This is a genomic window from Rhizobium sp. K33 (assembly GCF_056501445.1).
Genome location: NZ_CP096479.1, coordinates 62,641 through 85,442 on the forward strand (window position 1 = coordinate 62,641; position 22,802 = coordinate 85,442).

Below are 22,802 nucleotides of genomic sequence, written 5' to 3' on the forward strand. Positions count from 1 at the left end.
TGTCTACCTGGTTGAACCTGATTCAAAAGCGATCGACGCGATAGGGCGCCATGTCGATAGGGGGGGCGATACCGGAGATCAGATCTCCCATCAGCCTTGCAGTTGTGGCCGCGTAGGTCAGACCCAGATGACCGTGCCCGGTTGCATAGAAGATGTTGCGGTGCCGGCCCGACGCGCTCATCACAGGCACCGTGTCGGGCAAGGCCGGTCGATGCCCCATCCATTCGGAAGTCTCTCTCACCTTGAGGTCCGGCAGGGCTTCCAGCGCTCGCTTTACTGTGATCTTCGCACGGCGATAATCGGGGGCTGCATCTATGCCGGCCATTTCGACCGTACCTCCGACGCGGATCCCACCCGCTGTTGGAGTAACCATGAATGCCTTTGCGGGCCAGATGATCGAATGGCGCATTGAGATGCCAGGATCCATGATTTGGGTGTGATAGCCGCGTTCTGTTTCCAGCGGGATTGGCTCTCCGAGTTTTTTAGCCAACTGGGCGGTGAATACCCCCGCTGCCAGCACAACCTTCTCGGCCAGGATCTTGCGACCATCCTTTAAGGAAATGGCCCTGGTCTCGCCTTCACTGACATCGACATTCGCTACATCGCCTTTAACTACCGACCCGCCGAGGGCTCTGAACCTGTCGGCAAGCGCTGCGACCAACTTGAAGGGATCGCTTACCGACCGGTTGTCGGGAAACAGGATCGCCTTGCTGATCTTCGTCGTAAGCGCAGGCTCCAGATCACGGATGGCATTCCACCCAATCAGCTCATAGCGAAAGCCGAACCGCTCGAGGATTTCAATGTGCTCACGGTCGGCATGCAGCTCGCCCTCATCGGCATAAAGGCTCAGGCAGCCTTCGCGACTGAGCATGTGGGAAAGCTCAGTCTCTTTCAGAAGAGCATCCAGATCCTCGTGCACCCGGCGGCACAGTACCGCCCCCTGCTCTTCCAGAGCCCGCAACTTGGACGGTCGACTGGCAGCGAGAAACCGCAGGAACCAGGGGACGAGCTTGGGCATGTAGCTGGGTCGAACACGAACCGGACCCTCAGGATCCAGCAGCCATTTGGGCATTTGTCTCCAGATTGCGGGCCTGGACGCCGGCATAAACTCGGTAACTGCGATGCTTGCCATGTTGCCATAGCTTGCACCGCGACCGGGCGCGTCACGCTCGATAAGCGTGACAGCGTTACCTCGTTTTTGAAGGTCGTAGGCCATGGCAGTCCCGATGATGCCAGCGCCGATGATCGCGATGCTTGCCATTGACTGCTCCCTAAGGCCGCGTTGCTGCCATTACCACTTGAGGATCGGTTCCATGGCAGCCCGGAATTCGGCCTTCTCGTCCTCGGTCAGCGCACCCAGCGGTGCTCGGCACTCTCCGACGGGCATACCCTGCAGCTCGCAGCCATACTTGATTTTCTGGACGAACTTGCCGGACTCCAGGATGTTCATGGCACGGTAAAGGACCTTCATCATGTCTCTCGCTTTGCCGAGATCGCCCGACTTGTAGGTCCGGTCGAGATCGCAGCAGGCTTTAGCCATGCAGTTGGATGGACCGCAGATCCAGCTCTCGGCACCCCAGAACATGAAATCGAGCGCGATGTCGTCGGAGCCGCTGACGAGCTGGATCTTGCCTTCGTAGCGGCTGGCGATGTCGATGGCGCGCTGCAGAACCCCGGAGCTTTCCTTGATGCCGATCACACGCGGGTTGTCCGCGAAATGGTCCATCAGTTCGAAGGAGATGTCGGAACCGTCCTTCGCGGGGTAGCTGTAGAGAACCAGGTTTACGTCTACTGCCGAAAGAACAGCTTCATAATGGCGGGTAAGCTCGTCCTGGGTGGGACGGGTGTAGAACGGAGGGGCCAGCAGTACAGTGTCATAACCGATGTCCTTTGCCATTTCAGTCTGCTCAATGACCTCGCGGGTCGCGGGCGCATTGGTCCCAGCAATAAGGATTTCACCCGGTTTAGCGAAATCTTTGACGAACTGGAGAACTTCGCGGCGTTCTGCAGTCGATTGGCTGAAATACTCACCTGTCGAACCGTTCGGCACCCACCCGGTTACCCCTGCCTCGCGCAGATGGACGAGAAGGTTCTCGAAGGCCTTGAAGTCGATCTTGCCTGCAGCGTCGAAGGGGGTAACGAGCGCAGGCATAACGCCGGACAGTTTCATAGAAATCTCCATTGGCTAATGTGACAGGCCTCAGACGGCGAGGCGTTTCAGAATGCGTTGTTCGATGACAGTAACCGCACGGGTTAGTGGGAAGGCGATCACAAAGTAGATGAAGGCAACCACCGTCAGCACCTCGACAGGTCGCGCGGTGTTGTTGGAGATGTTCTGACCAACAAACATCAGGTCCGCCATTCCCACAGCCGATACGAGAGCGCTTTCCTTGAAGAGACTGACACAGTTCGAGAGAAGTGTGGGGGCAGCTCTCAGCACCGCCTGAGGAAGCACGACACTCGTTGTGCGGACCCAAGGCGTGAGACCGAGCGCCACACAAGCATCCAGTTGCTCGCGACCAACAGATTTAAGCGAAGCCCTGAAAGTCTCGCTGCTGATTGCACCCATGTAGAGCGACAGCGCGATGATGCCTGAAGCCAGGTTTGAAAGTTCGACACCAAGGACCAACGGCAGACAAAAGAAGATCCAGAAGAGCTGCACAAGAACCGGAGTACCCCGGAAGAACTCGACATATATGCTCGAAACCGCACGCAACGTGGTACTTTTCGAGGTTCGGGCCAGAGCAATCAGGAAGCCAAGGATACAGCCCAGCAGGATGCAGACGACAGTCAGCTTGATCGTCATCCACAAGCCGAGGAGCAGAGCATCCTGGAATTTGAGGATTACTGCGAAGTTCAGATCCATCTCCCGTTACCCCTCAGCTTGCCAGAACTTCACGTCGGCGCTCGAGATAGCCGACGATTTGGGAGACTGGGAAAGAGACCGCAAAATAGACCAAGGCCACGATGGTGAAGGTCTCGATGGGTCGATATGTCTGCGTCGCCAGCGTCTTCCCTTGGTACATGAGATCCTGAACGGCCACGATGGCGACCAGGGCACTCTGCTGGAAGGTGCCAATACCGTTGGTAAGGAGGACGGGAACCGAATTGCGCACGGCGGTCGGCAGGACGATGTAGAGGATTCGTTGCAGTGGTGTCAGGCCCAGCGCTATTCCGGCGTCGAGCTGCTCTCTAGGTACGCCTTGAATTGAGGCACGATAGGCTTCGGCATTGAAGGCCGCCAAGTTAAGGCCAAGTGCCAGGATGCCCATGGTGACCGATCCCAGGAACACGTTGAACAGCATCGGCACACAATAGAAGAACCAGACGATCTGGATAATAGCTGGCGTACAGCGGAAGAACTCGATGAAGAGCATGACCGGGATGCGGATGACCGCCCACTTGCTCATCACCAAGAGGGCAAGAACGAAGCCAAGGGTCAAGCCGATCAGATTTGCGGCGATCGTCAATTCGATGGTAACAGCAAGGCCTTCCCAAAGAGGACCGAAGTTGCGGAAGACCGATGCGAAGTCGAATGTGTAGTTCATCATCGTCCCTCCCTAGTGCTTGATGTGGAATACCCGTTCGATGAATTCCCTGGTACGCTCCTCCTTCGGAGCCCCCAGAACCTGTTCAGGAGGCCCGTCCTCGACGACCACTCCGCCAGCGCAGAAGATCACCCGAGAGGCAATGTTTCTTGCAAACCACATGTCGTGAGTGACAATGACCATCGGCATTTGCTGCTCGGCCAGTTGCAGGATGACCTGCTCGACCTCGGCAACCAATTCCGGATCGAGAGCCGACGTGACCTCATCGAACAGCATGAGCTTGGGATCGAGCATGAGCGCCCTGGCGATCGCTACGCGCTGCTTCTGCCCGCCGGAAAGTTGGGCCGGATAGGCACGCGCCTTCTGGGCAAGACCAAAACGGGTCAATAGCGCCATTGCCCGTGCCTCTGCGTCTGCTCGCCTTTCCCCTCTGACTTTCACCGGTGCCAGGACGAGATTGCCGATGACATCGAGATGCGGGAAGAGCGTGTAATGCTGAAAGACCATACCGATCGAGCGACGAACATTCACATCGATTGCGGTCTTCCCACCATTCGCGGCGATATAGGGTTTGCCTGCGAAAGAGATTGAACCCTTGTCAATCTGTTCGAGCCCCATGAGGACGCGCAGGAGCGTGGACTTGCCGCCGCCACTGGGGCCGATCACGACGACCCTGTCGCCAGGTTTCATTTCGATGTCGAGCCCCTGCAGCACTTTGATGACGCCGCCGTAGCTCTTGTGCAATCCTTCGACCTTCACCAGCGCTGCGCTGTCTGACATGGCCGCCTCCTCACTCGAATGGAAGGTGAGCCGCCCAAAGGCGGCTCGGGTTGGTCAGTTGCCAGCCTTCAGGACTTCGTCGACGGCCTTGCGGATCAGCTCGTCGACGTGTCCGGTTGCCACACGCTCCTCGAGGAAAATATCGACAACTTCGACATCAGCCGCAGAAAGCTGGTGCGGCAAGCCAAAGGCTACGCCCTGCTTGGCGAGCGCCGGAGTGGGATTCATTGCAACCGCCCAGTCCGGGTTGGACTGCGTGAAGAGCTGATTGGTGTCTGAGGCATCTACGAGAATATCGGCCCGGCGAGACACGACGGCGAGACGGGTCTCATCGTTGGTGGGCAGTCGAAGGATCTGAGCGTTCTTCACAGCAGCGGAAATCGCCTTGTCCTGAGCAGTGCCCGACATGACCGCGAGGGTAACGTCGGCCTTGTCGATATCTGCGACGGACGTGGCCCCAGCCGGGATCTTGGGGTTCTCCTTGTTGTAGGCGAGCGAGATCTGATACTCCATCGCGGGGATCGAGAACTGAACCGCCATAGCACGAGCCGGCGTGCGGTTGAGTGCGAGCGACAGATCCCATTTGCCCGCCTGGAGACCCGCCACGATGTTGTCCCAGGTCGTATCGACGAACTCGGGCTTCACCTGCAGGACTTCGGCGAACTCGCGGCAAAGATCCGCAAAGAAGCCGGAATACTCGCCCGATGCCGGGTCACGCATGACATAAGGCGGTGCGACAGCGGCACCACAGCGCAGGGTTCCACTCTTCTGGACGCCCTGCCAGTAGCCGTCTGCCGTCTGTGCCGCAGCCGTTGTTGCGAATCCTGTCAGCAGGACGAGCGCTGCCGTCGCCCGCGTCGCGGACGTGAAAACTTTCGAAAGCATGTCATTCCCCTTTTCAAAGCGCGAGGATCGCGCGGTTCCACCCGTCGGCTGAGGCCGTTCTTGATGTCTTTTTATGTCGGCTCCGTGTCGACTAGAGAATTTATGTCGTCTGCGTGTCGACAAAGTCAAGCGGAAAAATTACAATTGATGACGACCGGAAATTCTGGCCCAATGCCCGCGAACACACGAAAGGGGCGCAAGTGTCTGACGAAATTGAAAACAAGCGGGTCAGGGGTACTGGCTGGAAGAACGTGTACGACACACTGCGCAACGAGATCCTCGCTTTGACGCTGCCGCCCGGGCAGCTCCTTGATGAGACGACACTGGCCGAGAGATTCGATATGTCACGTTCGCCAGTCCGAGAGGCTCTCATTCGCCTCGCGGGTGAAGATCTGGTGGTGACCCTGTCCAATCGCAGTACGATCGTCGCGCCGATCGATGTGGCCAGCTTTCCGAAATACGTTGAGGCGCTGGACATCGCGCAGCGAATGAATACCCGGCTAGCTGCCGCCCTTAGAACCGAAGCCGACCTGAAGGTCATCGCCAAACGGCAGAAGGAATTCGAAGCGGCCGTGAAGACCGGCAATCACCTCGCCATGTCCGAGGCCAACAAGCGCTTCCACATGGCGATTGCTGATGCGGGTAAGAACCCGTTTCTCGCTTCCTTCTACGAGCGTTTGCTCGCACAGGGCCAGAGAATGCTCCACCTGCACTTCGAATATCTCGAACGCACGCACGAGGGCTACCTTCTGACGGACGAACACGACCTGATGCTGCAAGCGATCCGTGACAAGGATGTCGAGCGCGCCGACGAACTTGCACATGCGCATACCCGGCAGTTCCAGGACAACTTCATCAACTTCATGCGCGAAAACTACACAACGGACGTCTCCCTCATCCCCTTGAGTGCTGCTGAATGAGTGCGGCATCTCACTATGGGTTCATCGGTACGGGTGCGATTACCAAAGCCATCATCGCTGGTCTGCTAAAGGAGCCGGACGAGGCGCTGCGCATCACGGTTTCGCCGCGTAATGCAGAACTGGCGGCTGAACTTGCCGCCCGATATCCGCAGGTTACGGTGGCGGCCGACAACCAGACAGTAGTCGATGAAGCCGACGTCGTATTTCTGGCAGTGCGGCCACAAATTGCTCCTGAAGTCGTCCCTGCCCTGCAGTTTCGGCCGGATCAGCAAGTCATCAGCCTGATCGCGGCGACGCGCCTCGAGCAACTTGAGAAATGGATGCCGGCCGTCTCCCGAATTAACCAGGCAATTCCCCTCCCCTTCGTGGAAGATCGCGAAGGCGTAACAGCCATTTTCCCTCCGAGCGCCCCAGTTGCCGCGATCTTCGATCGGATCGGCACAGCCCTCCAGTGTGAGAACAAGAACGAGTACGATCTGCTGGCCACAGCAAGTGCGACAATGTCTGTGTACTTCGGGTTCATGGGCAGAATTGTTGAATGGCTTCAATCCAACGGCATGCCTGACGATAGCGCACGTGCGTATGTCGCCGGGCACTTTGAAAGCCTCTCAAAGGTCGCAGTCAGACAACCAGATGCGCCACTCCACACGTTGGCACGCGAGTATGCGACCAAGGGGGGCCTCAACGAGCAGGTCTGGATGGATTTCGATCGGCGCGGCGGGACAAGGGCGCTCTTCGAGTCACTCGATAGGGTGCACCTTCGCATAAAACGGTCGGCTTGATTATTGACTTGTCGTCACGGTGTCGACATAGATAGCTCGCAAGTCTTATGACGCCATGCGTTCCCGGAGGCTACATGACCTTGAATCTTCAAACCAACGATCTTGGCGCAGTTGTCGAAGCCGACCGCGCCCATGTCTGGCACCATCTCAGCCAACATAAAGCTTATGAGACGGTGGACCCGCGCATCTTCATTGAAGGCAAGGGCATGCGTCTCTGGGATGCCAAAGGCATGGAATATCTGGATGCAGTCTCGGGTGGTGTCTGGACAGTCAATGTCGGATACGGACGTGAGAGCATCGCCAATGCGGTTCGCGATCAACTTGTGAAGCTCAACTACTATGCGGGTGCAGCAGGCACTGCGCCCGGCGCAATTTTCGCCGAAAAGCTCATTTCCAAAATGCCGGGCATGAGCCGCGTCTACTATTCGAACTCGGGATCCGAGGCGAACGAGAAGGTCTACAAGATGGTGCGCCAGATCGCTCACCGTCGCCATGGCGGCAAAAAGTGGAAGATCCTGTTTCGTGAGCGCGACTACCACGGCACCACGATCGGCACCCTGGCTACATCTGGACAGCCACAACGCGCCGCGCAGTATGGTCCCTACCCCGACGGTTTCGTTCAGGTTCCGCATTGCCTTGAGTACCGCAAACAATGGGATGTCGAGAATTACGGTGAGCGAGCGGCAGACGCAATCGAGGAAGTGATCCTGCGCGAGGGGCCGGACACGGTCGGCGCCATCGTTCTGGAACCGGTCACGGCTGGCGGTGGCGTAATAGTTCCCCCGGAAGGTTACTGGCCTCGCGTGCAGGAGATCTGCCGAAAGTACGACATCCTCCTCCACATCGACGAAGTCGTTTGCGGTTTAGGCAGAACCGGAAAATGGTTTGGCTACCAGCACTACGGCATCGAGCCGGACTTCGTCACAATGGCCAAGGGCCTGGCCTCCGGCTATGCGGCCATCTCTTGCACTGTCACCACCGAGCGCGTCTTCGACATGTTTAAGGACGACGCAACTGACCCAATGAGCTACTTCCGCGATATCTCCACCTTTGGAGGTTGCACAAGCGGTCCAGTGGCTGCGATCGAAAACATGCGCATCATCGAAGAGGAAGGCCTTCTCGAGAACACAACGCAGATGGGCGAATACTGCCTTGGGCGGCTTGAAGACCTCAAGGTCAAGCATACGGTCGTCGGCGATGTGCGCGGTAAGGGGCTTTTCCTGGGGGTCGAGCTTGTCTCGGATAGAGACACCAAGGAACCGCTCCCGGAGAAGTTGGTGCAGGCAGTCGTAGCAGACTGCCTCAAACAGGGTGTCATCATCGGCGCGACCAACAGGTCTCTCGACGGCCACAACAATACTCTATGTCTCTCGCCTGCATTGATCGCGACGCGGGAGGATATTGATCGGATTGTTGAAGCCATAGATGCTGCTCTGACGAGGACCATGCAGGAATCGCTCGGCATGCGGCAGGGGCTCTAGGACGCGCCTCGTTCTATCTTTGCCGAAAGCGGCCCGCCGAAAAGCAATGTGGGAGCTATAAACATCCGCTATCAGAAAGTTCGGCGATTAACCCATGGAGCCGCTTGGTGGCTAACCGCCTTCGGACCCAGAAGACGCAAGGGACCAGAGCAGTTCGCTTCCCCAAGTGCGCCTTTGGCCTTCGAACTTCTGTTGTATGCCGTAGCTCACGAATTGGCAGGCAACACCTCAGGATTGATCTAAGCTGATCAGCATCGGTTCGCGCGTGCATGAGCGGATAAATGCGAGAAGGTCCATAGGCCTCAGACCGGTGCTCTCCGTGTTGACCAGCGGGTGAAAGTTGACTTGGTCAGCGTCCATCAAGGAGGCGTCAATGACGGCTGTCACGACCCCATCATGATCGTTGATCAATCCGAGCGGCGTCAGTGCGCCGGGCACCACCCCCAGTAGCTCCGTCATGCGTTCGGCGGATACAAAGCCGAGACGGCCATTCGCGCCAACACGCATGTGAAGCGTCTTGAGGTCCAGAAGCCGATCCTCATGGATCGCGAAGAGGAAGACGCGGCCTTTCTTGTCCTTGAGGAGAAGGTTCTTGGTGAAGGTGCCTGCCATCTGCCCACGCAGCGCCTTGCCTTCTTCGACTGTAGAATGAACCGGATAAGGGACAGTCGGAGCCTCGATCCCGAGTTCGGCGAAGCGGGCGAACAATCGTGCGCGGGCGTCGGCACGGGTGGTACCGTTAGGTGCCATCTCATTCATGTTCTTCAACCCTGCAGTGACTTCGACGCGAGACCAGCCTTCGAGCTCTTGCCTCGCTTCCAGCCGAGCCAGAGGAGCGCAAGGGCTGCTACCGCCATCCATGGTAGAAGCACGAGATTGAGCGTTTGCCAGCCGAGGAACTGTAGCAGAGCACCAGCACCAAAGGAGCAGGCCAGTCCCACGGCGAAGATCGTCATGTCATTGGTGGCCTGTGCCTTGCCTTTCTCAGCAGCAGTGTAGGTACCGGTCAGCAATGTGGTGCCGCCGATGTAGAGGAAGTTCCAGCCGACGCCGAGCAGGATGAGCGCCCCGGCGAAGGAAACGAAACCGGTCCCGGTCAAGGACATCGTCACGTGCCCAGCGAAGAGGAGGACGCCCGTCAGCATGACCCTGAGGACGCCGAAACGGGCGATCAGCGACCCAGTGAAGAAGGAGGGCAGGAACATGCCCAGCACATGGAGCTGTATCACTGTCGCGGTTTCCGGAAGGTCATGGTGGTGATGAGCCATGGCGAGCGGCGTGGCGGTCATTGCGAGGATCATGATCCCGTAACCGGTGACAGCACCGAACAACGCCACGAGGTAGGTCGGCTGCGTGACGATCTCCCGCCACGAGCGGCCTTTGCTTATATCGGCCTGAGAGGGCTGAGTATTGGGGATATGAAGCCCGAGCAGAATTCCTGCCGCGATCAGCGAGACGAGGGCCAGCAACAGGAAGGATCCCATATATTCAGGAGTGAGCAGCGGCCCGCCGAGACGGCCGAGCATCGGTCCAGCCAGGGCAGCGACGACTCCACCGCCGAGCACCAACGAGATGGCCCGTGGGCGGAAAGCTTCGTCGGCCACCTCGCTAGCGGCGAAACGATAGAACTGCGCGAACGCCTGATAGGCTCCGACGCAGAACGTGCCGAGTGAGAGCAGGAGCAACGATCCGATCCAGATGCCGAGGGCCGCTAGAAGGCCACCCGCAACCCCTAGAGCTGCACCCGCCACGAAGCCGGCCCGACGGCCGACCCGCGTCATCCACATTGAGGCGGGAAAGGTCATCGCTGCCGTTCCAAGAAACATCGCCGCAATGGGCATCGTAGCCAATTCAGGTCGCGAGGCGATCTCGCCTCCTGCCAAGCCGCCAATGGTCATTACGAGAACAGACGCAGTCTGAAAGAGCGCCTGCGCTGCGGCGAGCAGGAAGACCTGCCAGTGCATGGGATTGCGGATCATCTGGAGCCCTTACAAAAGAGGTGTTGGCACTGGTAGTAGCGAAATTCTATTATGAGCGGAAATGGCGATATCTCATGAGCTGATAAGCAGGAGTAATCGATGCTTGAGCGACAACATTTGACGATCTTGCGTGAGGTGAACCGTCTCGGGAGCGTCACAGCCGCCGCCGAGCGTCTAAACGTGACGCAACCCGCCTTGAGCCATATCATCCGGAAGCTGGAGGAGCGGAATGGCATCAGGATTTGGATGAAGCATGGACGCAGCCTTAGGCTGACACAGGCGGGAGAGTACCTCCTAAGCCTTGCCGAGCGCATACTTCCACAGCTTGAACATGGGGAACGGGTACTGGCGGATTACGCTTCAGGCCGACGCGGTGCCTTGCGGGTCGGGATGGAATGCCATCCTTGCCAGAAGTGGCTGATGCGCGTTACAGCACCTTACCTAACGGCATGGCCGGATGTGGATTTCGAGCTGCGGACCGCTTTCCCACTCACGGGGATCAATGCGCTGACGAACTATGAGATCGATCTTCTGATCACGCCTGATCCGGTTGAGCTTCCAGGGCTCCATTACACTCCTGTGTTTGATTATGAACTCGTGCTGGCGGTCCACGAAAGCCACCCGCTGGCCGAACGGGGTGTCGCAGTTCCCTTCGATCTAGTGGACGAAGAACTCATCACCTATCCCGTCAGCTTCGAGCGCCTGGACGTTTATACGCAGTTCCTCGTGCCCGGCCGCTGTCGGCCACGCCGATACAGAACGGCCGAAACTACGGAACTCATGCTGCAACTCGTGGCCGCCGGGCGGGGCATCAGCGTCGTGCCCGACTGGTTGCTATTCGAAGATGGTGCCGAGCTTCCACTCAAACCCGTACGCCTCGGGTCCGAGGGCATCATGAAGTCTATCCATCTCGGTGTGAGGAAGACCGAGAAGGATGTCGACTTCATCTCCGGGTTCCTGGACATGGCAAAGCGGGGACGAGTTCTGGCAGACGCTTGATGCCCGCGTTTCTCTTGATGCTAGCATCAATTGTGGCAGCCGTTCCGAACTCAACCAACAAGCCTTTCAACGAGGATGTCTTGCCTCAGGCGGGGCACAACGAGTGATCGCCTCTACATGCTGGGGAGCGCGCGTGATGCTTCGGCAACCGACGAGAGACTACCTCAAGCGTCTAATCAACATTTGCCTCTATCAGAACTGGCCGGCCCAGGGTCCGTGATGGATGTCCTTGCCATCGAGGCGATCGAAGCCGTGGGCACCGAAGAAATCACGCTGAGCCTGGATCAGGTTGGCCGTACCCCGCCCACGACGATAGGTGTCAAAGTAAGACAGCGCGGACGCAATCGCCGGGACCGGAAGCCCCGACAGCGCGGCATGGGCGACAACACGGCGCAGCGCACCATCGGTTTCCTTGACCATGGCAGCGAAGGCCGGGGTGACGACGAGGTTCGGCACGTTCGGATCCTTGGTGAAGGCCGAGGTGATCTCGTCGAGGAACTGCGAGCGGATGATGCAGCCGGCGCGCCAGATGCGGGCGATCGTCGGCATGGGCAGCGACCAATTGAATTCGGCAGACGCCGCCGACATCACGGCGAAGCCCTGGGCGTAAGCCGCGATCTTGGCGGCCAGCAGCGCGTTTTCGAGATCGGCGATGAAGGCCGCCTTGTCCGCAGGCTCTTCGGCCAGCGCTGGCAGGCCGAAGAGCTGTTCGGCCGCGATGCGCTCTTCGCGCAGCGAGGACAGGACACGACCGGAGACGGCCGCTTCGATCCCGCTCGCGGCGACCGCGAGGTTCTGCGCCTCGATGGCCGACCATTTGCCGGTGCCCTTCTGGCCGGCGGCATCGACGATGACGTCGACCATGGGCTTGCCGGTTTCCGGATCGGTTGCCTTCAGCACCTTCTCGGTGATCTCGATCAGGTAGGAATTGAGGCGATCCTTGTTCCACTCGCCGAAGATCTCGCCGATTTCGGCAGCCGACATCTTCAGGCCGTCGCGCAGGATGCCGTAGATCTCGGCGATCATCTGCATGTCGGCATATTCGATGCCGTTGTGGATCGTCTTGACGAAGTGACCGGCGCCATCGGTGCCGAGCCAGGCGACGCATGGGTCGCCGTTGAACTTTGCGGCAATCGAAGTGAGAACCGGCTCGACGCGCTTCCAGCTCTCTTCCGTGCCGCCGACCATGATCGAGGGCCCATGGCGGGCCCCTTCTTCACCACCCGACACACCCATGCCGATAAAAGTGACATCGGTTCCGGCGAGCCGCTCGAAGCGGGCGACGGTGTCGCGGAAATTGGCATTGCCGGCATCGATCATGATGTCGTTCTCGGCAAGATGCGGCAGAAGCGCGGCCATCTGCTGATCGACGGCCTCGCCGGCCTTGATCATGACGATGATCGGACGCGGCGGGCGGATGGCAGCGACGAATTCTTCGATCGTGTGGCAACCGATGATGCGGTCGGCGAGATCGCCAGCTTCGCCGAGGAATTCATCCGTGCGCGCGGGCGTCCGGTTGAAGACTGCGATGCGACTGCCTTTCTCGGCAATGTTGAGCGCCAGATTGGAGCCCATGACTCCGAGACCGATCAGTCCGATTTCCGCTTGCTGCATAATGCCTATCTCCATTTCTCAGCGCGATCAAAAGGCAAGCTGAACCTTCATGGATTGGGTCCGATCTCCGGCTATATCGAAGGCGCGCACGACCTCATTAAGGGGATAGACGCCCGTGAGGAGAGGCGAGAGATCTACTCGGCGTCGATTGATAAGATCAACTGCCAAGCCAAACTCTTCGTGGAAGCGGAACGTGCCCTTAAGCTCGATCTCCTTGGTTACCACCATGTTCTGCGGGAAGGAGATGTCGCCGCCTAGGCCCAGCTGCACCAGGGTCGACTGCGGCCGAAGAGCTTCCAGCCCCGAGCGCATGGCACGCTCGTTGCCGGAGGCCTCGAACTGCACGTCGAAGTAGCCCTTGTTGGCTGCATAGTCTGAAAGACGTTCAGGGTTTTCGGTGCTGTTGATGACCCGATCGGCCCCGACCTGCAGCGCCTTTTTCAGTACCCCGTCCATGACATCTGTCGCGACAATCTCGCGAGCGCCATGGGCGCGTGCGGCAATGATCGCAAGCACCCCGATTGGACCGCACCCGGTGACAAGCACGCGCTTGTTGGTGAGGGTCCCTGCCCGCTTAACCCCATGCAGCGTCACTGCGAAGGGTTCAGCCATCGCAGCCTCGTGGATCGAGATCCCGTCATCGACCGGATGGCACTGCCAAGCTTCCGCAACCAGACGCTGACGGAAGGCTCCCTGGATGTGCGGCATTGGCATGGCCGAACCATAAAAGCGCATGTTGAAGCAATGGTTCTGCTTGCCTTCGAGGCAGTAGTCACATTCATTGCAGGGGCGGCTCGGTGAAATCGCGACACGGTCGCCAACCTCCAGATGGGATACACCTGCGCCGAGAGCTTTGACCGTGCCGGCCACCTCATGGCCGAGGATCATCGGCTCACGGATCCGGACCGTGCCGAAGCCTCCGTGATTGTAATAATGCAGGTCCGAGCCGCAGATTCCACCGGCATCAACCGCGACCTCCACCTGGCCGGCGCAGAGTGCCTCAACCTCACGGTCTTCGATACGCAGATCCTTGGCGGCATGAATGACGATGGCTTTCATCGAAGAGCTCCTCAGAGAACCGGGGTCGGCAGCGCTGCGCCTGCAAAATGGGCGGCGAGATTGTCGCGCACCAGCTTGCCCATTGCCTTGCGCGTTTCGATCGTGCCGGAGGCGTGATGCGGCTGGACAAGCACATTCTCCAGCGCCAGAAACCGGGGATTGAGTTTCGGTTCACCTTCGAAGACATCGAGGGCCGCTGCACCCAGTACACCTGTCTCCAGAGCATCAAGCAATGCAGCCTCATCGATATTCGAGGCACGGGAAATGTTGATCAGCATGCCTTCGGGGCCCAGTGCCTCGATCACTCGCTTGCCGACGATGTGGCGCGTATCGGCAGAGGCCGCCAGTGTCACGAATAGGAAATCGGCATGGCGGGCAAGCTCCACCGGATCGGCGACATAGGTCATGCCTTCCGCATACGGCTTGGCCGCAACGTCGCTATAGGCGATGTCCATGTCGAAGCCCTTGAGGCGCTTGGCCACCTCGTAGCCGATGCGGCCGAGGCCGAGCACGCCGGCCTTGCGGCCCCAGACGCGGCGCTTCAGCGGATAGAGGCCCTTCTGCGCCCAGCTGCCGTCGCGCACCCAAGTCTCGGCTCCGATCATGCCGCGCGACTGGACCAGCATCATAGCCACCCCGAGATCCGCCACGTCATTGGTCAAAACGTCAGGGGTATTGGTGACGCGGATGCCGCGGGCACTGGCCGCCTCCAGATTGACCGCATCGAAGCCGACGCCGTAGACCGAGATGATCTCCAGCTTGGGAAGCGCTGCGATCAGCTCTGCCGAGGCACCAAGCTCGCCGCGCGTGGCAATCGCCCGGATCTTGTCCGCACGGCTGCGGATGAAGGCGTCGCGATCGCTTGCCTCATACAGCTTGTGGACCGTGTAATGGGCTTCCAGTTCGACCATATCCCATTCCGGATAGGGTCCGACCAGAAGGAGTTCGGGCTTCGTCATGGTGTCCTCCGATAGCGTGGTTCAGCTCGTCTTTCGCTTGCGCAGCGCAAGCACGGTCATGGCCCGTCCGACGATGGCTTCCAGCGGTTGATTGATATCGATCGTCACGACGTCGGCTTCCGCCTGGGGCAGTTCCAGCGTCGCAAGTTGGCTGTCGAGCAGCGACAGAGGCATGTATTCGTGGCGGCGTTCGGCCATGCGCGCGGCGAGCAGCGTTCGGTCTCCTTGCAAGAAGATGAAAGTCAGCGGCTGGCCGGCCAACTCCCGCAGCCGATCACGATAGGCGCGCTTCAGCGCCGAACACGAGACCACAACCGATCCTGATCCTTGCGCCCCGCCCGACAGCAGCTGACCGATCCGGTCGAGCCACGGCCACCGGTCCTGATCCTGAAGCGGCGTGCCAAGCCGCATCTTGCGTACATTCTCCGGCGGATGCAGGCTGTCGCCCTCAACGAAAACTGCCTCGAGATTGTCCGCAAGGCTTGCGCCGACCGACGACTTGCCGCAGCCCGACACGCCCATGACCACGACCGGGCCGGGTGAATAAGCCTTGGCTGAGATTGTCGGGTCAGAGACTGCCGGATCAGAGACTGATGGTGATGCCGCCGTCGACATAAAGCGTGTGTCCATTCACAAAGGAGGAAGCATTCGACGACAGGAACACGGCCGCACCGACCAGTTCCTCCACGTCACCCCAGCGACCGGCCGGCGTGCGCTTTTCCAGCCAAGCGGAGAATTCCGGATTGTCGACCAAAGCCTGGTTGAGCGGCGTACGGAAGTAGCCCGGTGCGATCGCATTGACCTGGAGGCCATGTTTGGCCCAATCAGTCGACATGCCACGGGTCAGGTTCTTTACCGCGCCCTTGGTGGCCGTGTAGGGCGCGATACCAGGCCGGGCGAGCTCGCTCTGCACCGAGGCGATATTGACGATCTTGCCGCGACCGCGGGCAATCATGTGGCGGGCCACAGCCTGGCCGACATAGAATACGCTCGAAACATTCGTCTTCAGCAACTGCTCCCAACGGTCAACCGGGAAGTCTTCCAGAGGCGAACGATACTGCATGCCGGCGTTGTTGATCAGGATGTCAATCGGACCGATCTCAGCCTCGATCGCGGCAACGCCTGCCTTAACCGCCTCGGCATCCGTCACGTCGAATTCGCTGGAGGAGGCATTGAAGCCGGCATCCTGCAAAGTCTTGACCGCCGCATCAAGCTTCACCCGGTCACGGCCGTTCAGCACCACTTCGGCACCATGCGCCGCAAGGCCCTGCGCCAGCGCAAGGCCAATGCCCTGCGACGAACCGGTGATCAGAGCACGACGCGCCGACAGGTCAAATAGTGCGCTTGTCATGGCGGGCTCCTATTGTTTCAGCGTCTGCTTCACACCGGCAATGCCACGACGCAGGAAGGGGTCGGTGTGAATGTAAAAGTACTGAACACCCCGCTCCAACCAGTGCGACAGCTCTTCTGCGGTCACCAAGGTGCCCGCAATCCTGCCGGCCGCGCGAATCTTGTCGACGGCAACCGCAACTTTATCCATCACAGGTGCTGGGCGCGGTTCACCGAAAGGTGGTGCGGGTGGAAATCCCATGTCCTGCGACAGGTCACCCGGACCGATGAAGAAAACGTCGATACCTTCAACAGCCAGGATCTCATCGAGACGATCGATTGCATCCGCAGTTTCGATCATGACTACGACAAGACGTTTCTCGTAGTCAGAGGGCAAGGCGTAACGCACGGCTTCGACGATTGCCCGGGCCTGCTCTGCCGTGTCGACCATCGGCACCATGATGCCGTCCGCGCCTGCATTAAGGTAGCGGATGATGACTGGTCGTTCGTGGGAGTGAGGCCGAACGATAGCTGCTCCCCCTGCGGCCCGAACGATCTGTCCGGTCATGCGGACATCTTCGAAGCTCCAGGTGCCATGCTCGCAATCAACGAAAACGGAGTCAGCACCCAGCTCGATCAGGCGCGATGCCAGGCCTGACGATACGTGGTGGGTGTTATACATGGTGACAGCCTCGCCGGCCAGAAGCCGCGAGCGTAGCTTCGCCCCGTTCATGAATTCCTCCTATTTCTTCGGCATGTCCGGCGTGTCCGCCGGCGCGCCGACCCAGCGTGCGATCTCGATGTCCTGGGACGTGTCGCGCATGAAGGTCGGACAGATATGAAGTTCCGGGATGACCGCGCTTTTGTTCAGGCTCGCGCAGAGAGCGATGGCCCGGGCCACGTCATGCGGATCCATCATGACAGCACGCTCCGTCTCGAGAGGCGGCCGCGCACGATTGTCCATGATCGGCGTATTGGTCTCGCCCGGAAGGATTGTCGTCGCGCGGATACCCTGATTGCGATAGGTGTTGTGCAGAAAAGTCATGAAATTCTTCACGCCTGCCTTTGCTGCACCATAGGCTGCCCCGCCCAGGAGGTTCGGATTGACAACAGCAAGCGAAGAGACGGTGATAATCGTTCCGTCGCTCTTGGCGATCATGTCCGGAAGAACCGCTTGAGTGAAATTGAAAACCGCGGTCAAGTTAACATTAAGCGTGGCGTTCCACTCTTCTTCACTTATAAAGCGGGCATTTAAGACCTTGCTCGCACTGCCGGCGTTGTTCACGAGGATATCGATCGATCCGATTCCCTCCCTTACCCATTGAACAGCGCTGAGGATCTCATCCCGCGAGCCGATGTCTACCGCTCGTGCAAACGCCCGTCCCTTTCCCTTCTCAATAAGTGCTGCAACTTCGCGAAGAGGCTCCAGTCGGCGCCCAACGAGCACGACGCTTGCACCGTCCCTTGCAAGCAACAATGCTGTCTCACGCCCAATACCGGAACCCGCCCCTGTGACGAGCGCGATTTTACCAGAAAGATGTCCCATCACTTTTCCTTATTCAGCCGCCACAGCCGCTACGCCGGAATAACCGTAGATGTCCTTTGCGGCCTCAGGCGTAACCAGATTTTCCGAGATGTCGCGGGCGATCAGCTCGGGTGACCTTTCGCTGGCACGTCCCCAACCGCCACCTCCGGGCGTCTCCACCTCAAGCCGCTCACCCGTTTTCAGGACCACCTTTCCCTTGGGGAAATGCGGATCGCCGTTCTTCATCACCCTGCCGGCCGTACCGCTTTGGCCATCAACGACGCCGAAGCAAGGATGCCGGACACGCTCCGATGCCAGATAGATATTCATGGGGTTCTTGCCGAGATTGCGCAGGACAACGCGCTGGCCAAGTCCACCCCGATACTTCCCGGCGCCGCCCGAATCTGCAATCAGCTCCTTGCGTTCTGTCAGCACCGGTACGGCAACCTCGAACATTTCAACTGCAGTTACCTTGCAGTTCGACGGGAAGCTGAGCGTATCCAGTCCGTCAAACTCCGAACGGGCACCTTGTCCACCGTGAAAATTCTGCACCGAACCATATTGCGAGCCATCATCGCGCCGACCAACACAATTCGCCGCCCAAATCGGTGCGCCACCACTGTCACCCATGACCTTATCGGGCACAACGCCTTCCAAAGCCTTGAAAATCAACGAAGGAATGACATGTCCGATGAGGTTGCGGGAATTGCCGGCAGTCCATGATTGCGGATTGAGAATGGAGCCCAGAGGGGCTTCATCCGTGATCGGGATGATACATCCCTCGTTGTTCGGCGTTTCCGGATCTAGCAGGCACTTCAGCGCATAGACCGAATGGGCGTATCGATAGTTGGTGCGGCAATTGATCGAGTGTAGAACCTGGTCCGACGTACCGGTGTAGTCCACGTGGATCGCATCGTCGCTGACGATGACGGATGCTTTAAGCGTGATATCAACATCATAACCGTCGAGTAAGACTTCAGCGCTGTAGGTGCCGTTCGGCCACTCCTTGATCGCCTTACGAGTCTGCGCCTCTGATCGCGAATGGATGGCCTGCGCCAGCCCTTCCACATCATCGAGACCGTATTCGTCGAGGAATTTCAGCAGTTCGCGGCCCATGACGTCATTGGCGGCGATCATCGATTCCAGATCACCGCGAACTTCCGTGGGCAGACGCACAGAAGCTTCGATGATGTCGAAAACATCTTCGTTTGGGACGCCGGCTTTGAGAAGCTTCACGATCGGGAAACGTATGCCCTCAGCAAAGATGTCGCTCGCCTCGGAATGCAGCGGAGCCCCGCCAATATCCGGCAGATGGGCGATCGAGCCGGCATAGGCAACCACCTTGCCATTCTTGAAGATTGGCGTGATCATCGTAACGTCTGGAAGATGGCCCGTGCCGATCTCCGGGTCATTGGTTGCAAGAACGTCGCCCTCTAGCAGCTGATCGGCGGGGAACTTCGGCAGGAAGTATTTCTGAGCCGCAGCCGGAAGGGACGTGATGAAGACCGGAATCGACCAGGTGCACTGGGCGAGAGCCCGTCCCCGGGCGTCCAGAAGGACCGTCACATAATCGTGGTTCTCGCGCACGATCGGCGAGAACGCCGTTTTGCCGAGAACATTGTCTGCCTGATCAGCGATGAAGATCAGGCGGTTCCACATGACCTGCAGATTGATAGGGTCGTTGAAATCGGTAGCGGGCTTCGACATCGGAGATCCCTCAGAGAATGTTGATTACGAGGTTGCCGTGGGCGTCAACATGGAAGACGCCGCTCGGGCCGACGACCGCCGTGGACTCACGCTGTTCGACGATCGCGGGACCTTTCACGGCTTCGCCGACGGGGAGTTTGTAGTGGTCATAGACCGAGGTCTCCACATAGCCGTGGGCCTCCTGGAAATAGACCTCGCGGCTGCCCTTCTTAGCGTCGGCAACCATTGTCTCGTGCGGTCGCGTCACCTGGTCTTTTTCGCCGCTGGCACGCAAGCGCCAGGTGATGACTTCCAGTGGCGCAGCGACGGTGCGGCCGAACAGCTCCTGATAGAGCTTGAAGAATGCTTCACGCAATTCCTGGAGGAACCGATCCTGAGGCAGGGACCGGTCCGGCAAGACGACCGTAATCTCGTGCCCTTGTCCGACATGGCGCATGTCCACCGTGTAGCGGTTCGTGATGGCTTCCTTCGAGACGCCTGCAGCCGAGACCACTTCCGCACCTTGAGATGCGAGCTCGTCTAGAAGACCATTCATCGCGTTCATGTCCCAGGCATCGACTGCCATTGGATGACTCGCAGAAAGATCAACGGCGACTGGCGCAATCAACAGGCCAATAGCCGAACTGACACCCGCGCCGGTCGGGCAGATAATGCGACTGATGCCAAGCTTGCGCGCGATGCCATAGGCATGGACCGGACCGGCACCGCCAAAAGCAACCATGGGCAGAGAGCGGGGATCTACACCAAGATCCGTGGCATGCATGGCCGCGGCCTTGCTCATCGATTCATTGACAAGATCGTGGATACCCCAGGCGCAGCGCTCCACCGACACGTCGAGCGACGTTGCCAGCTTGGCCATGGCCTCGCGCGCGGCTTCCTTGGACACCTTGAAGGAACCGCCCACGAAGGATTCCGTACCCATGTACCCCAACAGGATGTCGGCGTCGGTTACGGTCGGCTGGGTGCCACCCCTCTGATAGGCGGCCGGCCCCGGCATGGCCCCGGCAGAGTGCGGGCCAACATCAAGCAGGCCCAGCGAATTCTTGGCTGCGATCGACCCACCGCCCGCACCGATCTCGATCATCTGTATGGATTGGATCTTCAACGGAAAACCCGAGCCCTTGCGAAAACGCTGATAGTGGGCAACTTCCAGATCGGTTCCGACATTCGGCTCGCCGTTCGGGATCAGGCAGAGCTTGGCAGTGGTGCCGCCCATATCGAAGGAGAGCACGCTGTTTTCCCCGGCCGTGCGGCCGAATTCTGCAGCGGCCACGGCCCCTGCGGCAGGGCCGGACTCAATCAGGCGAACCGGCAGCTCCGCGGCCCGTCGGCTAGGCACAAGTCCGCCGGAAGAGGTCATCCAGAGAACCTGCCGATCAATCCCTTTGTCTGCGAATTCGCGCTGCAGATGCGCCACGTGTCCCGCCATCTGTGGGCGCGTATAGGCGTTGACGACCGTCGTCGAAGCCCGGTCGAATTCTCTCATTTCCGGGCACACTTCTGACGACAATGACACGAATACGTCTGGATATTCCTCTCGCAGCAAGGCTGCAACGCGCTGCTCATGTTGCGGGTATTTGTAGGCATGCAGCAGGCAGACCGCGACGGACCGAATTCCCTTGTCCTTCAGACGACCGGCGATCTCCCGCACGGATTCTTCCTTGAGTTCGGCCATGACCGAACCGTCTGCAGCGATGCGCTCCTTCGCACCATAGCTGTTCGCGCGGCTGACCAGCGGATCAGGATATTTGATGTTCAGATCATAGAGGTCGTAACGGCCTTCGTTGCGGATGCGCAACATGTCCTGGAAACCATCCGTCGTGACGAATCCCGTCTCCACGCCCTTGCGCTCCAGGACCGCATTTGTGACCACGGTGGTAGCCCCGAGCACCTGCAGTTTCTCGATCGAAATCGTATCGGCGAATTTTTCCAGAAGCTCGGAAACGCCCTGAACGACCGCCTCGGCCGGATTCTTCGGCGTGCTGAGAACCTTGTGAAGGTGGAGCTCGCCCTTGTCGTCCAGGAGCGCGAAATCGGTGAATGTACCGCCGGTGTCAAAAGCCAGTTTTGCCATTTTTCCCTCGATGCGACTTGACCAGCGGTCACGCCGCTGTGAAGCGGGTCGATCACATCCGACCCTTGTCTGTCATGAGGTTAGGCGAGGGGTGGTTCTATTGGCCAACACAACTACCGTCTGCCGCCATAGGGTTTGCTTATGACGATTCAGATCGGACGAATGCCAGGGTGGCGACTACCCAAGAGCTTCCCGACGATGTCGAGCAAAATCGAACGCGCAGCGAGTGCAGGCTCCGAAAGCGGAAGATGGTCGGATACGCAAAGCGAGACGGTTGCATCGATGACCGGGGTCGTCAGGGCACGCACCTGCGCTCCCGCGAAACTAGATGTCTCGGAGACGACTGAAGCCGGCAGAATAGTCGATCCCAGTCCATCCAGAACTGCCGCGCTGAGGGCAGGCACGGATTCAATTTCCGAGACAACATCCGGAACCGCGCGTGCTCGATGCAAAGCGTCGTCAATCAGGCGTCTCAGAAAATGGTTCTTACTGGGCAACAACAGAGGGCGATCGTTGAGAGCCGCGAGCGGCAATGGTTGGCCGGCCTCTCCCGCTAGCTCCATATTGGCAGGAGACACGAGGAACATCTCTTCTCTAAATAGAGGCTGCAGCGTGACTCCCTTGATCGGATTGGATGTATAAATCAAGGCCATGTCCATTTTTCCGGTCATGACGAGTTCGCTGAGGATATGCCCAAAGCTGTCATTAATGTGGACGATGATCTGCGGGTATCTGGACCTGATCTCCTTGAGGATCGGCAGCGAAAGTGCGCTCGAAGAAGAATAGGTAGCAAGGCCGATCGACACGCGCCCAGCAACGGATTTCGCCGATTGTTCTATATCGGTCTGTGCCTGATCAATCTGCCGCAGCATGATCTGTGCGTGTCTGTAAAGGATCATTCCCGCTTCAGTCGGCGCGATCCCCACATTGCTTCGGATCAGAAGCTGATGCTTGAAATGGGCCTCCAGGGAGGCGATTTGCTGAGAAAGCGCTGGCTGAGCAATGCGAAGCAAGCCTGCGGCGCGCGACACGCTGCCCGTGTCGACAATCTTTACGAAGCTTCTCAGTTTCTTGAAATCGACGCTCATGGTTCCCAAGCCTTTTGGCCGGAACCTAAGGCCAGCAGGAAGAATATTGCAAGGCCCCCTGCTGGCTCGCTAG

Annotated in this window: 22 protein-coding genes; 4 read left to right on the forward strand and 18 right to left on the reverse strand. The window is 59.0% G+C overall.

The window, feature by feature from the left end:
- Window positions 1–22 precede the first annotated feature (22 nt).
- The 6 genes from M1E12_RS22365 to M1E12_RS22390 are packed head-to-tail and all read right to left on the reverse strand — an operon-like array spanning window position 23 to window position 5,213.
- Window positions 23–1,261 carry an NAD(P)/FAD-dependent oxidoreductase gene (locus M1E12_RS22365; protein ID WP_479565043.1) on the reverse strand — a complete coding sequence of 413 codons (1,239 nt, stop codon included), beginning with the start codon at window positions 1,259–1,261 and terminating at the stop codon, window positions 23–25.
- Window positions 1,262–1,291: 30 nt separating this feature from the next.
- Window positions 1,292–2,170: a dihydrodipicolinate synthase family protein gene (locus M1E12_RS22370; RefSeq protein ID WP_479565044.1), complete on the reverse strand. Its 879-nt coding sequence runs from the start codon at window positions 2,168–2,170 to the stop codon at window positions 1,292–1,294.
- Window positions 2,171–2,200: 30 nt separating this feature from the next.
- Window positions 2,201–2,866, reverse strand: a complete 666-nt coding sequence (locus M1E12_RS22375; RefSeq protein ID WP_479565045.1) for an amino acid ABC transporter permease — start codon at window positions 2,864–2,866, stop codon at window positions 2,201–2,203.
- A gap of 13 nt (window positions 2,867–2,879) precedes the next feature.
- Window positions 2,880–3,548, reverse strand: coding sequence for an amino acid ABC transporter permease (locus M1E12_RS22380; protein WP_479565070.1), 669 nt, complete (start codon window positions 3,546–3,548; stop codon window positions 2,880–2,882).
- Window positions 3,549–3,560: 12 nt separating this feature from the next.
- Window positions 3,561–4,328, reverse strand: coding sequence for an amino acid ABC transporter ATP-binding protein (locus tag M1E12_RS22385; RefSeq protein WP_479565046.1), 768 nt, complete (start codon window positions 4,326–4,328; stop codon window positions 3,561–3,563).
- Window positions 4,329–4,382: 54 nt separating this feature from the next.
- Window positions 4,383–5,213 carry a substrate-binding periplasmic protein gene (locus M1E12_RS22390; protein WP_479565047.1) on the reverse strand — a complete coding sequence of 277 codons (831 nt, stop codon included), beginning with the start codon at window positions 5,211–5,213 and terminating at the stop codon, window positions 4,383–4,385.
- A 200-nt stretch (window positions 5,214–5,413) separates the two neighbouring features.
- Between M1E12_RS22390 and M1E12_RS22395 the strand changes: the two genes are divergently transcribed.
- The 3 genes from M1E12_RS22395 (at window position 5,414) to tpa (ending at window position 8,396) form a co-directional block, all read left to right on the forward strand.
- Window positions 5,414–6,133 carry a GntR family transcriptional regulator gene (locus M1E12_RS22395; RefSeq protein ID WP_479565071.1) on the forward strand — a complete coding sequence of 240 codons (720 nt, stop codon included), beginning with the start codon at window positions 5,414–5,416 and terminating at the stop codon, window positions 6,131–6,133.
- The gene (locus M1E12_RS22400) at window positions 6,130–6,915 is read left to right on the forward strand and encodes a pyrroline-5-carboxylate reductase (protein WP_479565048.1); all 786 of its coding nucleotides are present in this window, start codon (window positions 6,130–6,132) and stop codon (window positions 6,913–6,915) included. Before M1E12_RS22395 ends, M1E12_RS22400 begins: the two co-directional genes overlap by 4 nt.
- 74 nt (window positions 6,916–6,989) lie before the next feature.
- The gene (gene tpa, locus M1E12_RS22405) at window positions 6,990–8,396 is read left to right on the forward strand and encodes a hypotaurine--pyruvate aminotransferase Tpa (protein ID WP_479565049.1); all 1,407 of its coding nucleotides are present in this window, start codon (window positions 6,990–6,992) and stop codon (window positions 8,394–8,396) included.
- Between the two features lie 228 nt (window positions 8,397–8,624).
- On the opposite strand, the gene M1E12_RS22410 is transcribed toward tpa, so the two are convergent.
- A complete protein-coding gene (locus M1E12_RS22410) occupies window positions 8,625–9,155 on the reverse strand; it encodes a prolyl-tRNA synthetase associated domain-containing protein (RefSeq protein ID WP_479565050.1) in 531 nt (176 codons plus the stop codon).
- A gap of 5 nt (window positions 9,156–9,160) precedes the next feature.
- Entirely contained in the window at window positions 9,161–10,375 is a 1,215-nt protein-coding gene (locus M1E12_RS22415) for an MFS transporter (RefSeq protein ID WP_479565051.1), read from the reverse strand.
- Between the two features lie 99 nt (window positions 10,376–10,474).
- On the opposite strand from M1E12_RS22415, the gene M1E12_RS22420 reads away from it, so the two are divergent.
- Entirely contained in the window at window positions 10,475–11,374 is a 900-nt protein-coding gene (locus M1E12_RS22420) for a LysR family transcriptional regulator (RefSeq protein ID WP_479565052.1), read from the forward strand.
- A gap of 192 nt (window positions 11,375–11,566) precedes the next feature.
- Here the strand turns inward: M1E12_RS22420 and gndA are convergent, their stop codons facing one another.
- From gndA to nac, 10 genes are all read right to left on the reverse strand, one after another.
- Window positions 11,567–12,988, reverse strand: a complete 1,422-nt coding sequence (gndA, locus tag M1E12_RS22425; RefSeq protein WP_479565053.1) for an NADP-dependent phosphogluconate dehydrogenase — start codon at window positions 12,986–12,988, stop codon at window positions 11,567–11,569.
- 27 nt (window positions 12,989–13,015) lie between these two features.
- Window positions 13,016–14,047 (reverse strand): L-idonate 5-dehydrogenase, encoded by a 1,032-nt coding sequence (locus M1E12_RS22430; RefSeq protein WP_479565054.1) that lies wholly within the window; start codon window positions 14,045–14,047, stop codon window positions 13,016–13,018.
- 11 nt (window positions 14,048–14,058) lie between these two features.
- The gene (locus M1E12_RS22435) at window positions 14,059–15,006 is read right to left on the reverse strand and encodes a 2-hydroxyacid dehydrogenase (RefSeq protein ID WP_479565055.1); all 948 of its coding nucleotides are present in this window, start codon (window positions 15,004–15,006) and stop codon (window positions 14,059–14,061) included.
- Window positions 15,007–15,027: 21 nt separating this feature from the next.
- Window positions 15,028–15,528: a gluconokinase gene (locus tag M1E12_RS22440; protein ID WP_479565072.1), complete on the reverse strand. Its 501-nt coding sequence runs from the start codon at window positions 15,526–15,528 to the stop codon at window positions 15,028–15,030.
- A 61-nt stretch (window positions 15,529–15,589) separates the two neighbouring features.
- Window positions 15,590–16,357, reverse strand: a complete 768-nt coding sequence (locus M1E12_RS22445; RefSeq protein WP_479565056.1) for an SDR family oxidoreductase — start codon at window positions 16,355–16,357, stop codon at window positions 15,590–15,592.
- A 9-nt stretch (window positions 16,358–16,366) separates the two neighbouring features.
- On the reverse strand, window positions 16,367–17,068 hold the full coding sequence (locus M1E12_RS22450) for an HpcH/HpaI aldolase family protein (protein ID WP_479565057.1): 702 nt from the start codon (window positions 17,066–17,068) through the stop codon (window positions 16,367–16,369).
- Window positions 17,069–17,077: 9 nt separating this feature from the next.
- Entirely contained in the window at window positions 17,078–17,881 is an 804-nt protein-coding gene (locus M1E12_RS22455; protein ID WP_479565058.1) for an SDR family oxidoreductase, read from the reverse strand.
- Window positions 17,882–17,890: 9 nt separating this feature from the next.
- Window positions 17,891–19,567 (reverse strand): hydantoinase B/oxoprolinase family protein, encoded by a 1,677-nt coding sequence (locus tag M1E12_RS22460; protein ID WP_479565059.1) that lies wholly within the window; start codon window positions 19,565–19,567, stop codon window positions 17,891–17,893.
- Window positions 19,568–19,577: 10 nt separating this feature from the next.
- The gene (locus M1E12_RS22465) at window positions 19,578–21,641 is read right to left on the reverse strand and encodes a hydantoinase/oxoprolinase family protein (protein ID WP_479565060.1); all 2,064 of its coding nucleotides are present in this window, start codon (window positions 21,639–21,641) and stop codon (window positions 19,578–19,580) included.
- 149 nt (window positions 21,642–21,790) lie between these two features.
- Window positions 21,791–22,729: a nitrogen assimilation transcriptional regulator NAC gene (gene nac / locus M1E12_RS22470; RefSeq protein ID WP_479565061.1), complete on the reverse strand. Its 939-nt coding sequence runs from the start codon at window positions 22,727–22,729 to the stop codon at window positions 21,791–21,793.
- Window positions 22,730–22,802 lie beyond the last annotated feature (73 nt).